Source organism: Streptomyces sp. NPDC043896, from assembly GCF_056435605.1.
The window spans coordinates 96,730-110,422 of the sequence record NZ_JBWKEE010000024.1 but is presented as its reverse complement, the minus strand read 5'-3'; the positions used below and the strand labels follow the sequence as shown (position 1 = coordinate 110,422).

The 13,693-nt window shown below is 72.6% G+C and carries 15 protein-coding genes; 9 read left to right on the top strand and 6 right to left on the bottom strand.

The window, feature by feature from the left end; translation table 11 throughout:
• Nucleotides 1-28 precede the first annotated feature (28 nt).
• Entirely contained in the window at nucleotides 29-1,768 is a 1,740-nt protein-coding gene (locus tag AC069X_RS29805) for a peptidoglycan-binding domain-containing protein (protein ID WP_478733317.1), read from the top strand.
• A gap of 132 nt (nucleotides 1,769-1,900) precedes the next feature.
• Nucleotides 1,901-2,590 carry an HAD-IA family hydrolase gene (locus AC069X_RS29800; RefSeq protein ID WP_478733315.1) on the top strand — a complete coding sequence of 230 codons (690 nt, stop codon included), beginning with the start codon at nucleotides 1,901-1,903 and terminating at the stop codon, nucleotides 2,588-2,590.
• A gap of 107 nt (nucleotides 2,591-2,697) precedes the next feature.
• On the opposite strand, the gene AC069X_RS29795 is transcribed toward AC069X_RS29800, so the two are convergent.
• Nucleotides 2,698-3,279, bottom strand: coding sequence for a TMEM165/GDT1 family protein (locus AC069X_RS29795; protein ID WP_478733313.1), 582 nt, complete (start codon nucleotides 3,277-3,279; stop codon nucleotides 2,698-2,700).
• Nucleotides 3,280-3,806: 527 nt separating this feature from the next.
• Between AC069X_RS29795 and AC069X_RS29790 the strand changes: the two genes are divergently transcribed.
• The 4 genes from AC069X_RS29790 (at nucleotide 3,807) to AC069X_RS29775 (ending at nucleotide 7,895) form a co-directional block, all read left to right on the top strand.
• Nucleotides 3,807-4,481 (top strand): HNH endonuclease family protein, encoded by a 675-nt coding sequence (locus AC069X_RS29790; protein WP_478733311.1) that lies wholly within the window; start codon nucleotides 3,807-3,809, stop codon nucleotides 4,479-4,481.
• A 197-nt stretch (nucleotides 4,482-4,678) separates the two neighbouring features.
• On the top strand, nucleotides 4,679-6,334 hold the full coding sequence (locus AC069X_RS29785; protein ID WP_478733309.1) for an alkaline phosphatase D family protein: 1,656 nt from the start codon (nucleotides 4,679-4,681) through the stop codon (nucleotides 6,332-6,334).
• Between the two features lie 103 nt (nucleotides 6,335-6,437).
• Complete coding sequence (locus tag AC069X_RS29780) at nucleotides 6,438-7,049, top strand: DedA family protein (protein WP_478733307.1); 612 nt, start codon at nucleotides 6,438-6,440, stop codon at nucleotides 7,047-7,049.
• 351 nt (nucleotides 7,050-7,400) lie between these two features.
• Nucleotides 7,401-7,895: a hypothetical protein gene (locus AC069X_RS29775; protein ID WP_478733305.1), complete on the top strand. Its 495-nt coding sequence runs from the start codon at nucleotides 7,401-7,403 to the stop codon at nucleotides 7,893-7,895.
• Between the two features lie 4 nt (nucleotides 7,896-7,899).
• Here the strand turns inward: AC069X_RS29775 and AC069X_RS29770 are convergent, their stop codons facing one another.
• Both AC069X_RS29770 and AC069X_RS29765 read right to left on the bottom strand, forming a co-directional pair.
• On the bottom strand, nucleotides 7,900-8,133 hold the full coding sequence (locus tag AC069X_RS29770; protein WP_478733303.1) for a DUF2277 domain-containing protein: 234 nt from the start codon (nucleotides 8,131-8,133) through the stop codon (nucleotides 7,900-7,902).
• Between the two features lie 7 nt (nucleotides 8,134-8,140).
• On the bottom strand, nucleotides 8,141-8,782 hold the full coding sequence (locus tag AC069X_RS29765; RefSeq protein WP_478733301.1) for a TRADD-N-associated membrane domain-containing protein: 642 nt from the start codon (nucleotides 8,780-8,782) through the stop codon (nucleotides 8,141-8,143).
• A gap of 102 nt (nucleotides 8,783-8,884) precedes the next feature.
• On the opposite strand from AC069X_RS29765, the gene AC069X_RS29760 reads away from it, so the two are divergent.
• Nucleotides 8,885-8,959 (top strand): 50S ribosomal protein bL37, encoded by a 75-nt coding sequence (locus tag AC069X_RS29760; protein ID WP_099895366.1) that lies wholly within the window; start codon nucleotides 8,885-8,887, stop codon nucleotides 8,957-8,959.
• Between the two features lie 1,568 nt (nucleotides 8,960-10,527).
• Here AC069X_RS29760 and AC069X_RS29755 read toward each other — a convergent pair.
• The 3 genes from AC069X_RS29755 to AC069X_RS29745 form a co-directional block, all read right to left on the bottom strand.
• Entirely contained in the window at nucleotides 10,528-11,790 is a 1,263-nt protein-coding gene (locus AC069X_RS29755) for a tyrosine-type recombinase/integrase (RefSeq protein ID WP_478733300.1), read from the bottom strand.
• A gap of 239 nt (nucleotides 11,791-12,029) precedes the next feature.
• Nucleotides 12,030-12,287, bottom strand: a complete 258-nt coding sequence (locus tag AC069X_RS29750) for a hypothetical protein (RefSeq protein WP_478733298.1) — start codon at nucleotides 12,285-12,287, stop codon at nucleotides 12,030-12,032.
• Between the two features lie 203 nt (nucleotides 12,288-12,490).
• Nucleotides 12,491-12,862, bottom strand: a complete 372-nt coding sequence (locus AC069X_RS29745; RefSeq protein ID WP_478733297.1) for a helix-turn-helix domain-containing protein — start codon at nucleotides 12,860-12,862, stop codon at nucleotides 12,491-12,493.
• 268 nt (nucleotides 12,863-13,130) lie between these two features.
• Here AC069X_RS29745 and AC069X_RS29740 point away from each other — a divergent pair, with 268 nt between their 5' ends.
• Together AC069X_RS29740 and AC069X_RS29735 are read left to right on the top strand one after the other, a co-directional pair.
• A complete protein-coding gene (locus AC069X_RS29740) occupies nucleotides 13,131-13,409 on the top strand; it encodes an XRE family transcriptional regulator (protein ID WP_478733295.1) in 279 nt (92 codons plus the stop codon).
• 8 nt (nucleotides 13,410-13,417) lie between these two features.
• Nucleotides 13,418-13,639, top strand: a complete 222-nt coding sequence (locus AC069X_RS29735) for a hypothetical protein (RefSeq protein ID WP_478733293.1) — start codon at nucleotides 13,418-13,420, stop codon at nucleotides 13,637-13,639.
• Nucleotides 13,640-13,693: the final 54 nt, after the last annotated feature.

Genomic DNA, 13,693 nt, shown 5'->3' with positions numbered 1-13,693 from the left:
GCTGGCAGTGTCCAGGGGAGGGGTACCAGTGAGCGCAGAGCGCTGTCCGGAATGCGGCGCCGTGGGCGTCGGCTGCGAATGCGCGCGGGGGGTGGGTTTCAACCCGCTGCGGATTCGCCCGTACGTGGCCATGCCGGAGACCGAGCAGACCCCGCCGGCACCCCAGCCGGTCCTGGGCGCCCTGGCCCACCCGGGCCCCACCCCCGGCACCCCCTTCCCCTCGGACCCGCCACCGGGCCCGGACGCGGGGGCGGAAGCGCCGCAGCCCGCCCAGCCGGGCGCCGCCTGGGCGGCACACCCGGAGCCCTCGACGGCTGCGCCCGGCACTCCGGCGACGCCGGACGCGGCCGCGGCCCCGCTCCACCCCGGGGCGCCCGCCCAGCCGGACCCCTGGACGGCGCAGCCGGCGGCGTGGGGGCCCCAGCCGGGCCTCCCGACGCCCCCCGCCGAAGCCCCGGCGCCCCCGCTCCGGCCCGGCGCACCGGCCCAGCCGGAAGCCTGGGCCGCGCAGCCGGACGCGTCGACCACGCCGTCCGGCGCTCCGACGGCCCGACCGGACACGGCGGCGGCCCCGCCCCACCCCGGCACGCCCGCACAGCCGGGCCCTTGGACGGCGCAGCCGGGCCTCCCGGGATCCCCCGCCGAAGCCCCGGCGGCCCCGCTCCAGCCCGGCGCACCGGCCCAGCCGGAAGCCTGGGCCGCGCAGCCGGCGACGTGGGAGCCCCAGCCCGGCCTTCCGGTGGACGCGGCAGGCGTTCCGGCGGGTCCGCCGGGCGGGGACGCGGGTCCGGCGCAGCCCGGGATGCCCGGCACCGCGGAGGCGGGGGAGCCCGGGCCGGGCCTCCCGGCGGCGCCCGGCGGAGCTCTGGTGACCCCGCCGTGCGGGGACCCGGCGACGGTCCCGGCCGGTGTTCCGCAGGAGGCCGCGGCGCCGCCCGGCCCCGGCCCGGACCCCGCTCAGCCGGACGTCCCCGCGGACGCCCTCGCGGCGCAGCCCGGGCCGGCGTCCGGGGCTCCGTGGCCCGCCGGCCCGCACGGCGGCGACGCCCCGACCACGGTGCTGCCGCCCGTCCCGGCCGGGCCGGACCCGGCCGAGGGCCCGCACACTCCCGCGTACGGGATACCCGTACCGGCACCGGCGGAGCAGACGGTGCAGCTGCGGGCCGTCCCCCCGCAGTGGCCCGACGCGGGCCCCGCCGGGCGGCCGCGGCCCCGGCGGCTGCCGCTGCTGGCCGGGGTGGGCGCGGCGGTGGCCGTAGGGGCGGTGGCGCTGGCCCTGGTCCTGTTCACGGGCTCCGACGAGGACGACGCCGCGCTGGGCGACCCCAAGCCGTCGACGCCCGTCACCGAGCTGGCCCCGGTCGGGCCGTCGGAGGCGCCGACCGGCCCGACGGCGAGCCCTTCCGCCGCGGCCTCGTCGTCCCCGTCGGCCGGTGCCTCCCGTTCCGCGTCCCCGTCCGCCTCCCCGAGCCCCTCGCGCTCGGCCTCGGCGTCCCCGACCCCGTCCGCGAGCGCGAGCCGGAGCCCGAGCCCCACTCCGCCCCGGCCGGCGGTGAAGCCCACGACGCTGCGTCCCGGCGATTCGGGACCCGAGGTGGAGAAGCTCCAGCGGCTGCTGTCGGACCAGGGGCTGTACCGGGGCCGCTTCGACGGCCGGTACGGCCGCGGCGTGGAGCGGGCGGTGGCGGACTTCCAGATCGAGTACGGGGTGTACGACGACGACTTCGGCGTCTACGGCCCGGCGACGCGCCGCGCCCTGGAGGGATAGGTCACGCGGCCGGCGGTGGCGCGCACCCCGCCGGGTTTTGTATCGTGAAGGAACAAAGTGGTTCCGTCCGCACTCCCTGACCGGTGGACGGAACCGCTTGTTCTCTTTAACCGCCCGTCTGGAGCCCCGCCGATGCCGGCCAGCACCACCACGACCACCGCCCCCGCCGTCCTCACCGCCAGGGCACTGCTCCTGGACATGGACGGGACCATCGTCAACTCCGACGCGGTGGTCGAACGCTGCTGGCGCGAGTGGGCGGTGTCGCACGGGCTGGACCCGCATGAGGCCCTCAAGGTGGTCCACGGCCGGCAGGGCTACGCCACGATGGCGATCCTGCTTCCCGACCGCCCCATGGAGCTCAACCACGCCGAGAACGCGGTGATGCTGGCCCGCGAGACCGCCGACACGGACGGCGTGGTGCCCGTCGCGGGGGCGCCCGGGTTCATGGCCTCGCTCGCCGGGCTGCCGCACGCCCTGGTCACCTCGGCGGACGCCGCCCTGGCCGAGGCCCGCATCACGGCCGCCGCGCTCCCGATGCCGCGGGTTCGGGTCACCGCCGAGTCCGTCGGGGCCAGCAAGCCGGACCCCGAGGGCTTCCTCAAGGGCGCCGCCGAGCTGGGTGTGGATCCGGCCGACTGCGTGGTCTTCGAGGACTCCGGGGCCGGCATCGCGGCGGGCCTCGCGGCCGGCATGCGCGTGATCGGCATAGGCCCCCGCGCCGCCGCCCACGGCCCGACGGCCCACGTCCCCGACCTGACCTCGGTCCGCGTGGAAGCCGCCGCCGACGGCACCCTCACCCTCACCCTCACCCCGCCCGCCTGAGCCACCGCACCCGGGCGGGCGGCCGGGCCGGAGCACCGGCCGGGCAGGCCTCCCGGGCCCGCGGGGGCCGCCCGTCCGCGCCCGCCCCCGCGCAGGGGGACCGGCGCTCAGCCCGCGATCGCCTCGTACAGGGAGAAGCCGGCCAGCGCCACCATGACGCCCGCCGCGATCTTGGTGATCAGCCGCAGCGGCACGTACTTCATGAGCGTGCGCCCGCCCAGGATGCCGATGCCCGCGACCGCCCAGAGCGCCAGCACCGCGCCGAGGCCGACGGAGAGCGGGTCGTCGTACCGCGCCGCGAGGTTGGCCGTCATGATCTGCGTCAGGTCACCGAACTCGGCGACCAGGATCAGCATGAAGCCGGCTCCCGAGACCTTCCAGAAGGACTGGTCGGCGGGCGGCTTGACCTCTTCGTCGTCATCGTGCTTCTTCAGGAGGAGCATGGCCGCGCCCGCGAGGAAGAGGAGGCCGACGACGGCCTGGACGAGCCGGTGCGGGAGCAGCGTGAGCACGCTGCCGGCGGCGATGGCGAGCGCGACGTGCACGGCGAAGGCGGCGGCCACGCCCGCGAAGACGTAGGAGGCGCGGTAGCGGGTGCCGAGCATCAGGCCCGCGAGGGCCGTCTTGTCGGGGAGTTCGGCGAGGAAGACGACGCCGAAGGCGATCGCGAGGACGGTGAAGCTGAACACGGGGTGGGAACCTCGATCGGTCGTCGGGCAGGGCGCCGTCGTACCGAGAGACCTGGGGTGTTTCAGGGGTCGCTTCGGCTCGGCGGCGCCCTGAGAGCGTGAAACGTCACACGTCACGGCATGTCGTCGACATGCGTCACGCGTGCCGCGTCACATGGACAGGGCACTGCGGCCGAAGGTCTCGCTGGCCGGCCGCTGACGCGGCCTGCCTCCGGGCGCCGGCTGGGTGACCCAGCAGTATGTCGACGGTCCGGCGAAGAGCTACTCCCCTTCTGCTCCGTCCAGGGTACGCGACGGCACCGGCGGGCCGTGCGCGTCCGGTATGTGAGGTTGGACCCACTCCACCCGACCCCGGCGGCCGGAATCTCAACTTCCCCTTGATTACAGGCCATTGATTGTCTTGATGTGACGTGCCCATGTCGGCAATCTGTCACCTGGTGCCCGTCCCCGAGACACCTGGCGCCGCCACCATGGCCGCGCCCCGCCGGGGTTCGCACGGCCACCACCCCCCGCACCAGGGAGCCCCCATGGCCCTCATATCCACCCGCACGCCCTCCTTCTACGCGCGTCGCGCCGGACGCGCAGGCGTCCTCGCCTCCGCCGTCGCCCTCGCCTCCCTCACGGCGCTCGTGAACGCCCCGGCCGCCCTGGCCTCCCCGCCCACCCCCATCACCGCCGCCGAGGCCCGCTCCTACCTGGCCACGGTCACCCCGGCCGCCGAGGGCACCCTCACCGGCTACAGCCGCTCCCAGTTCCCGCACTGGAGCACGGTCTCCGGCACCTGCAACACCCGCGAGACGGTCCTCAAGCGGGACGGCGTGAACGTCGTGACCGACTCCGCCTGCGCCTCCGTGAGCGGCAGCTGGTACTCGGAGTACGACGGCGCCACCTGGACGGCGGCCTCCGACATCGACATCGACCACATGGTCCCGCTCGCCGAGGCCTGGCGCTCGGGTGCCAGCACCTGGACCACCACCAAGCGCCAGCAGTTCGCCAACGACCTGACGCGCCCGCAGCTCATCGCCGTCACCGACAACGTCAACCAGGCCAAGGGCGACCTCGACCCCGGCAAGTGGCTGCCGCCGCGCACCGCGTACCGCTGCACGTACGCGCGCATGTGGGTCCAGGTGAAGCAGTACTGGGGCCTGAGCATGGACTCCGGGGAGAAGACCGCCCTCGTGAACGTCCTGAACGGCTGCTGACGGACACCTCCTACCGGCCCGCCGACGGCCCCCCACCGGCCTCGTCCGCCCCTCATCCGCCCCTCCCCCGGCACGCCTCCCGGCACTCCTGCGGGAACTGCCGGGGGTTTTCACCCCCGCTATCCCCCGCCAGGGGGAGGCCGACCCCGGCCCCGCCCCGTACCGTGATCGAAAGGCTGCCGAGGAGGGGGAGTTGGATGGCCGGGCTGCGTCTTGGACCACTGCTGCGCTACGTCGACTGGGACACGGGTGACACCGCCACGATATGGGTCGAGGCGGACCGTCCGTGCACGGCCGAGGTGCGATGCGCCGACGGGTCCGGCGGCAGCGTCCGCACCTTCCAGATCGCCGGCCACCACTACGCACTGGTGCCGGTCACCGGCCTGACGCCGGGCACGACCACGGCCTACGAGGTACGGCTCGACGGCGTCCTCGTCTGGCCGGCGGGCGGTGACGGCTTCCCGCCGAGCACGATCACCACCCCGCCGGTCGGCGGCGGCCGGCCCGCGCCCGGCCTCCGCGTCACCTTCGGCTCGTGCCGGCAGGCGGCCCCGCCCGCAGGCCGGCGCGGGCCGCACGGGGCCGACGCCCTCGACACCCTCGCGGCGCGGCTGGCCCACGACCCGGGGGAGGTCCGGCCGGACGTCCTGCTGCTGCTCGGCGACCAGGTCTACGCCGACCACCTCTCGGCCGAGACCCGGGCATGGCTCGCGGCCCGCCGCGACCTCCGGGAACCCCCGGGCGCACAGGTCGGAGACTACGAGGAGTACACCCGGCTGTACTACGAGTCCTGGCTCGACCCCGAGATCCGCTGGCTCCTCTCCACCGTCCCCAGCCTGCACATGTTCGACGACCACGACGTCATAGACGACTGGAACACCAGCGCCGCCTGGCTGGCGGAGATGCGGGCGACCCCGTGGTGGCCGGAGCGAGTGCTCAGCGGGCTGATGTCGTACTGGGTCCACCAGCACCTGGGGAACCTCTCCCCCGCCGAACTCGCGGCGGACGAGCTCTACGCGGCCGTACGGGCCACCCCCGACGGCACCGACGCGCTGCGCGCCTTCGCGGCCGCGGCGGACGCCGACCCCGCCTCGGCGCGCTGGAGCTACCGGCGGGACTTCGGCCGGTCCCGGCTGCTGATGGTGGACACCCGGGCGGCCCGGGTCCTCGCCGAGGACGGCCGGGCCATGCTCGATCCGGCGGAGCAGCACTGGCTCCGGGAGAACGCGCTGGAGGGGCACGGGGGGTACGACCACCTGCTGATCGGGTCCTCCCTGCCGTGGCTGATGCCGCCGCTGATCCACGACGCGGAGGTGTGGAACGCCGCGCTGTGCCGGGGTGAGCGCGGGCCGCGGTGGGCGCGGATCGGGGAGGACCTGCGGCGGCGCAGCGACCTGGAGCACTGGGCCGCGTTCCCGGCGTCGTTCGCCGCGCTGAGCGACCTGATCGAGGAGGTGGGGACGGGCCCGAAGGCTCCGGCGACGGTCTGCGTCCTCTCCGGGGACGTGCACCACGCGTACGTGGCCGAGCCCCGAATACCGAGCACGGCCCGGGTGTTCCAGCTGACCTGTTCCCCGGTGCACAACTCCATCCACATGGTGGTGAAGTGGGGGTTCCGGCTGGGCTGGTCGCGGCTGGGCCGGTGGCTGGGGCGCGGCTTCTCCCGGCACGGCCGGACGGGCCGGCCGCCGGTGAGCTGGCGGCGTACGGGCGGCCCGTGGTTCGGCAACCAGCTCATGACGCTGGCCCTGGCGGGCCGGAGCGCCCGGCTGCGGCTGGACCAGGCCCGGTCGGGCCGGCCGGGGGCCCGGCTGGTGACGGTGCTGGACCGGGAACTCACCGCGGCGCAGTAGGCCGGGCCGCCGCCGGACGGGCGCCGGGCGTACGCTGTATGGCTGTCAGCCGCCCCTGCCGCTCCCCGCGACGACGCGGCGCTCCGGACTGGGGAGTCCCGCTGTGCTTGAGGCTCTGGGGTCGTTGACGGCGAGCCCGTGGATCTACGCCGCCGTGGCGGTGTCGGTGCTGCTCGACGTGTTCCTGCCGGTGCTGCCGAGCGGCGTGCTGGTGATCAGCGCCGCGGCGGCCGCGGCGGCGGCAGCGGGTTCGCCCGCGCAGGTCCCGGACATCCGGCTGCTGCTGGTGGTCGCCGCCACCTCCTCGGTACTGGGTGACATGACGGCGTACCGGCTGGCCCGGCGCGGCGGCGCCCGCCTGGACCGGGCCGTGGCCCGCTCGCGCCGTCTGACCCGCGCGCAGGACCGCCTGGGCACCGCCCTGGCGCGGGGCGGCGGCGCGCTGATCGTCCTCGCCCGCTTCGCCCCGGCCGGCCGTTCGGTGGTCTCGCTGGGCGCGGGGCGGACGCGGCGCAAGCCGACGGAGTTCCTGCCGTGGTCGGTACTGGCGGGCCTGAGCTGGGCGAGCTACAGCGTGTCGCTGGGCTGGTTCGGCACCCAGTGGCTGGGCACGGCCTGGCTCGGCACCGCGGTCTCCCTGGTCGCCCTCTTCGCGGCGGGCTCCCTGGCGGCCTACTTCATCCGCCGCCCCACCCCCGACCCCACCCCGGCCTGACCCGCCCCCGGCCCACCCCGCAACCGGCCACCCGCCACCCGCGCCCCGCACGCGGGCCGGGGCCGGAGGGCCACCGCACCGCCGGAGGCCTCGGCGCGCCCGGGGGCGTCACGCCGCTGTGCCCGGCGGCCGAGCCCGTCCCCGAGGCGGGGCGCCGCGCGGCGGCCTCGCCCGTACTCCCCGCTCCCCCCGCACCCCCCGGAGGGAGCACGCCGGTCACCCGTTCACCCGGCAGCGATCGCCACGGACCGCCCGGGCTTCTAGCGTCCAGAACACGGCGCAACCACACCCGCGTCATTCCCCGCACCTGCCCCTGGCCGCGCCGTTTCGACGAGCCCGAGGAGTTCCCTCATGTCCCCCACGCGCACGCGCAACCGGCGCCGGCTGACCGGGATCGCGGCCGCGACACTCGTCGTCGCGGCCGTCGCACCCGCCACACTCGCCTCCGCCGCCCCCTCCGCCACCGTCTCTCCCGGCACCGTCGCCCCCGGCGGCCGGGTCAGCCTCACCGTGGACGGCTGCGACAGCTCCTCCGCCAGGGCGACCTCCCGCGCCTTCGGCGACGTCTACCTCTCCCCCGGCAGCCGCGCGTACAGCTTCTCCGGCTCCGCCACCGTCTACCGGGACGCCACCGCCGGCTCCTACCCCGTCTCCTTCGAGTGCGGCGGCAGCGGCCGCCGCGTCACGGTCACCTTCCAGGTCAGCCCGGGCGCCGCCCGCGGCGGCATCGGCGGCAGCGTCGACTCGATGAGCCGGACCCAGATCGCCCTGGGCGGCACCCTCGCGGCCGGCGCGCTCGGCACCGGCATCTGGCTGCTGCGCCGCCGCTGGGCCCACACCGGCTGACGGGTCAGACGGAGGCGGAGGCGGCGGTCCGCCCCCGCACCTGCACCCCGTCGAGCAGAGCGGCGGTCGCCTCCGCGACGGCGTCCACGGCGGCCTCGAACACCTCCTGGTTGTGCGCGGCCGGCACGCGGAAGCCGGACACCTTCCGTACGTACTGGAGCGCGGCCGCGCGGATCTCCTCCTCGGTGGCCTTCTCGGGGATGGCGGGCGGGCGCAGGGTCTTAATGGAGCGGCACATACCTCCACTATGGCGCGGCCGGCGGCAGCTCGGACCCGGAAAGCTTCATGATGAGCCCGGCCTGGAGCCTGCCCCTCAGCTCCGGGTCGGCGACGTCCTCCAGGAGCCCTATGGCCTGCTGGGTGCTCTCGGCGGCCCGCCGGTCCTCGCGCAGGGAAGCGGTCTGGGCGGCCATGTGCCGCAGGGCGAGGTCCGCGCGCCGGTGGAAGAGCTGCCCGACGAGGGTGACGACCAAGCCGACGGAACTGGTGACGACCCCGAGATACGCGTCCCCCGCGCTCTCGGCCTTCCACACCGCGAGCCCGACCCCGAAGAGCAGCACCGCCGCGCCGACCCCGGCGAACCGCTGGCTGGTCGCGAAGCTGCTGCGCGCCTGCGTCAGCCCGTACGCGTAGTACTCGACGAGGATCGGCGTGAAGTCGTCGTGCCGGTCACCCAGCTCGGCCGAAGCCCCCTGGTGCGCCCCGGCGTCCACCAGCCGCGGGTCCCCCGCCCCCCGCGAACGCTCCCCCATCCGTGCGAGCAGCCGCTCCCGCTCGGCGTCCCGCTCCCGCTCGAACCGCGCCTGGCCCAGCAGCCCGACCACGAGCAGCCCGAGCCCCGCCACCCCGAGCCCGAGGACCCAGACCCACTCCGCTCCCCCTGCCACACCCTCCAGATCCCCGCCCCGCCGCGCGGGAAACCAGCCCGGACCCTAGACTGACGAACGCCCGATTTGTCCGGCACCAGGGACCCCCGAGGGAGTCGCACCATGGCCAAGCGAGGAAACAAGAAGCGCGCCCGCAAGAAGAAGAAGGCCAACCACGGAAAGCGCCCCAACGCCTGAACCGCACCCCTGGACACGCATGGGACCCCCCGCCGACCCGGCGGGGGGTCCCATGCCGGCCACGGCACTGTCAGTGCCCCGGGCTAGCGTCGTCCCGTTGGGCCGGCCTGGCACCGCATCACGGTACGACGCGGCCACGGGGGGGGTGGCTCAGAAGAGTGCGCCGGTCCCACAAACCCCGCGACCTCGTGCAGCTCCAACACCACCCCCCTTCCCACCGGACAGACGAAAGGCCCTCAACCGTGACCGGTTGGAGGCCTTCGCACCGATGGGCACGAACGGTTCCGAACCGCCGACGTCTGCTGTGCAGGCTCGCCCAGGGCAACCTGTCACGGGCTGAGTGCAGGATTCGGAACCTGTCATCGGCTACTCGCGAGTGCCATGGTCCACCCACGTTGATGTCGGCTACGGATGTCAGCGGTCGGTTACCACCAGGACCACTTCTTCTTCCGAAGCGCCTGCTTCTTCGCCTTTGCTTCCCCCGCCTTGCGGTCTGCCACCCCGCGGGCTGTCCACTCGCCCTGATGCTGGTAGCACTGGCCGCTTCCCACGATGGCTGGTCTCGTACACCGACCACCGCCCTTCTTGGCAGCTCCACACTTCGGCTGGGTCACTCCCTCGCACTCCTTCCCACGCCGTCACAGGGACAGTGGCAGCGTCTCGCCAGCCATACAGGCCGGGAAGGCGCACACGGAAGCACAGCGGGGCACACGGATCGGAGGCCCGTGCGGCGCAGGGCCATTCCCTGGGCGGAGCGCTCGCGCTGGACCAGCGTGTACGAACCCGTCAGCTCATTCATGAATGGATCCCCATTCGGACCGTCAGGCCATGCCCTCTGTGCGAGTTGGGTGCAATGGGCGTGGGCTGCCTTGCGGACCTGCGGGGCCCGGCGGCCCGCCGATAGCCGCCCGCGACTGGAGCTCGGATATCTGCCGATGCAGAACGACGAGCGCAGCGGATTGGCCTGCCAGGAGGGCGCCAACAGCGAGACCTCCGATGACGCGGCGCCGACTCACTCTCGTCGGTGTGGAAGCTTGCTCCTGAACGACCATGGGCCCCCTTGAAGCTTGCTGTGCCGCGTCAGTGTCGGCGGTCAGACAACAGTGCCGAGCCCAGGGTTTGACCGGACGAGGCGTGTGCTCCTCGGCCGCATTCGGCTGGTACCCGCGAGCTGCGGCCCCCCGTGGAGATCCTCGGGCACTCGCAGACGTGTACACCCACGTCGTCCAGAACACCCAGCGCGAGACCATCGGGCACATGGACCCGGCTGGTCAGGCGGTGCCGCGGCCCGCTCTGACCGACCACGTCTAGTCAGACGGGAATGCCGAAGGCCCCCAACCGTGATCGGTTGGGGGCCTTCGTGCTGGTGGGCGCGGACGGTTTCGAACCGCCGACATCTGCTTTGTAAGAACCCGTAAACGCTGCGTGAGCCTGAGTGAGCCTCGATGAGGCTCAGTGAGCGGGTTTTCACGGCTCCACAACCCCCATCTCGCGGTTTCCGTGAGTCTCAGTGAGGCTCAGTGAGGGGGTGTTGTGGCGTCGATGTGGCGTCGTGTGGCGTCGAGCCATCAGGACACCGCCCGAAGCGTCCGGCCGCTGACCAGCGCGGCTCGCACTTCCTCCACCAGCTCGGGCCCGGCGTGCTGGTACAGCCACGTCACGCGGCCACCCCGCTCGTGGCCCATGATGACCTGCACGTCCTTCTCGGGAACGCCAGCGTCCTTCAGGCGGGTGGCGAAGGTGTGCCGAAGGTCGTGGACTCGGGGCCAGTACTCGTTCCGGCCGGTCTCTGGGTTCTTCACGATCCGGGCCAGGCCCGCGGCCTTGATGGCCGGCAACCAGTGGCGACGGAAGTTGGGCCGGGTCAGCACCGAGTCCAGGTCGGCCGGAGTGCCGTCCTTCCTCTTCCTCGTCCGCCCCGCCAGCGGGCCCCGGAAGATCAGCTCCTCCGGGTGCATGCCGTCCTCGATGGAGGACTCGGTCGTCGCCGGCTGGTGCTTCTCCATCATCGTCTTCACCGCCTCAACCGCGGCTGGCGTGAGGGGAACGGTCCGGAACCCGGCCTTCGACTTGGGCGCCATCTTGCGCCGGATCACGCCCTTGTCGTCGATGAGAACTTCCTTCACCTTCACCGTGCAGCGGTTGAGGTCGACGTTGCAGGCTCGCAGGCCGGTGTACTCGCCCCAACGCATTCCGGTCTCCTGGGCGAACACCATGAGGGGATGGTAGTACGCCGTGAGGTGCTCGCGGATCAGATCGCACTGCGCGGCTGTCGGCGGGATGAGGTCGTCCGGGTGCTTGGCCGGGGCCGGGGACACCTCGATGTCGAGGCAGGGGTTCACGCTGATCCGCCGGTCCCGGAGCGCGGCCACCATCATGTGGCGCAGCAGCTCCAGCGTCTTCTTCTGGGTGGCGTGGCCCTTGACGTCGTTGGTGATCCAGTCCTGCACCTGCACCCAGGTGATCGAGTTGAGCTTGCGCCGGCCCCACTTCGGCTGTACGTGGACCGTCCACGCGGACAGCTTCCGGTTCTCCGTCGTGATGGACTTCTTCTTGACCGTGGGCCACCAGATCGCGTACCACTCGTCGATGGTGACAGCACCGCGCTTCGGGTCCTGGTACGTGCCTTCGCGTACCTGGGTGCGCACCTTGTCGAGGTGCGCGGCAGCTTCCTTCTGAGTCGGGAACAGGGGCCCGCACTGCTTACCGTTCGGGTCCCGGTACCGGGCCTGCCAGTTGCCCTGGCAGTCGCGGCGGGGGGCGCGCTCCTTGTACTTCCCCGGGGGGAACTCCTTCAGGCACAGCTCGCAGCCGCACGTCTTGCTGCGCATCTGCCTGGGGTTGGTTGCCTGCTTCTTAGACGCCACCGTGCACCCCCTGGTCGGCGCCAAACTGCTGCGCTTCGGCTCGGGTCGAGAAGCTCCGCCACCGCTGACGTCCGCCGGCCCGGTATCGAACCCGCCAGCTGCCAGAGCAGCCTTCCCGTGGGGGCCGACTCCCGTACCGCTCTTCGGGTAGGTCGATCAGGCAGTCACAACAGCCGCACGTACGGCTCGCCATCTGCTGGATTTCATGCGCCACGACGCATCACCTTCTCCTCGCTCTTCCGCTGGACGGGTACGCGGGGCAGGAGATGGATCGGTGCCCCGCAGTGGCAGATTGCACCACTGGGAGGCTGCTTGACGGCCATCTTCGAGAGGATCAGCCGCAGCGCCCACAGCCGCAGTTGGGCCGGAACGGTCGTGGGGATGGTGATGGTGTTCGTGACCGCGTCGTAGTGGCGGTAGGTGCTGGCGGGCGCGCTGGTGAAACGGATGCGGATGCACATGCTGATTTCCCCGTGGGCAGGCGGACGGGTTGTCAGCCGCGGGGGAGGGCGTCGGCCGTGTGACAGAAATGTACTCGCCGATAGGTGAATATGCGACCACTCTGCGTACGAAAAACACACGGATCTTCACATGGAGTGATCGAGCCCGTTTGCGTTAGACCCGTGAAGGCTCCAAACGGTTGTACCGGCGCGGGGTTCGACCTTCAGCCCGAGTTGGAGGCCGCCCAGGCGCGCATCTGGATGAGCGCCAACTTCTGCTGCTCCGGAGTGAGTTCGGCAAAGGTGTTGCGCAGCTCTTCCTCAACGTCACCGGAGAGGGCACCCGGGGCGCGGCGGCCGGCGGCCGCGAAAATCTCTTCGCGGCTGAACTTCGGGTAGGCCTCGGCAAGCTTCTCCAGGAGGGCTCGACGTGGACCCTTCGTGCCGCCACGCTTACGGTGCACCCAGGCGTTGACGGTCGCAGGGGCGGCGTTGATGGCGCGCGCGATCTCGGAGTCGGACACGCCATAGGTGTCCTTCAGCCGCTGAATCAGCTGCGCGAGATCCTCGCCACTGGTTTGCCCCTCGTGCTCCACGAGGTAAGGGTGCCCTCTGCTCTTCTACTTTTGCAAGTGAAAGTAGAAGCATTGGCGCGATTGAGCGCGGCGCGCGACCTCCCCATCACGCTCCGGCGCACTGGCATATGCAATCAGATTCGAACGCCCTTGCGATACCCATTTCCGGCGCGCGGAAACCTCACCGACGCTCACCGAAACTCATTGACACCGGTTCAACTGACACTGTAGAAATGTGTCAACGGCGAAGCGCAACGCTTCATCGCCCACCTACGGCACAGAGGCACCCATGACCCACCTGCTCCGCAAGGCCGGCGGCCAGCCAATCCGCGACGCGATGAAGCGTCGCCGGATGTCCGGCCAGCGACTAGCGGAGGCCACCAGGGCGATCGACCTCGCGGGGCGCGGCATCAGCGCCGCCACCGTCGCCAAGATCACAGGGCGCGGCGCATCGGCGGCCGAAGAGTGCCGACTGCGGACCGCGTGGCTCATCGCGACCGCCCTGAATGAACCGCTCCAGCAGCTCTTCCTCATGCCCTCAGTTTCAACTGACACAGTAGAAAGGTAAAGCCCCTGATGGCGAACCTCGCCTCTCGTACCGAGACTCTCCGGCCGGCCGGGCTGGTGCCGCTGCTGAACACCGAGCAGCTCATGGCCTTCTACGGCGTCTCGAACTGGACGGTCAACCAGTGGGTGCAGCGCGGCTGCCCCGTGGAGCCCGTCCCGTTCCGGGGTCGGCGCTTCGACCTGAAGCGGGTCCAGATGTGGATCGCGACCGAGACGCCGAACGCCGCCTGACCCAACGAGAAAAGCGGGGCCGCCCGGACGGCCATCCGGAACGACCCCGGCATT

Coding starts and splice junctions, on each gene's coding strand:
- AC069X_RS29800 (WP_478733315.1), top strand. CDS start 1,901: ATGCCGGCCAGCACCACCACGACCACCGCCCCCGCCGTCCTCACCGCC.
- AC069X_RS29790 (WP_478733311.1), top strand. CDS start 3,807: ATGGCCCTCATATCCACCCGCACGCCCTCCTTCTACGCGCGTCGCGCC.
- AC069X_RS29785 (WP_478733309.1), top strand. CDS start 4,679: ATGGCCGGGCTGCGTCTTGGACCACTGCTGCGCTACGTCGACTGGGAC.
- AC069X_RS29775 (WP_478733305.1), top strand. CDS start 7,401: ATGTCCCCCACGCGCACGCGCAACCGGCGCCGGCTGACCGGGATCGCG.
- AC069X_RS29770 (WP_478733303.1), bottom strand. CDS start 8,133: ATGTGCCGCTCCATTAAGACCCTGCGCCCGCCCGCCATCCCCGAGAAG.
- AC069X_RS29755 (WP_478733300.1), bottom strand. CDS start 11,790: ATGCGCAGCAAGACGTGCGGCTGCGAGCTGTGCCTGAAGGAGTTCCCC.
- AC069X_RS29750 (WP_478733298.1), bottom strand. CDS start 12,287: ATGTGCATCCGCATCCGTTTCACCAGCGCGCCCGCCAGCACCTACCGC.
- AC069X_RS29740 (WP_478733295.1), top strand. CDS start 13,131: ATGACCCACCTGCTCCGCAAGGCCGGCGGCCAGCCAATCCGCGACGCG.
- AC069X_RS29735 (WP_478733293.1), top strand. CDS start 13,418: ATGGCGAACCTCGCCTCTCGTACCGAGACTCTCCGGCCGGCCGGGCTG.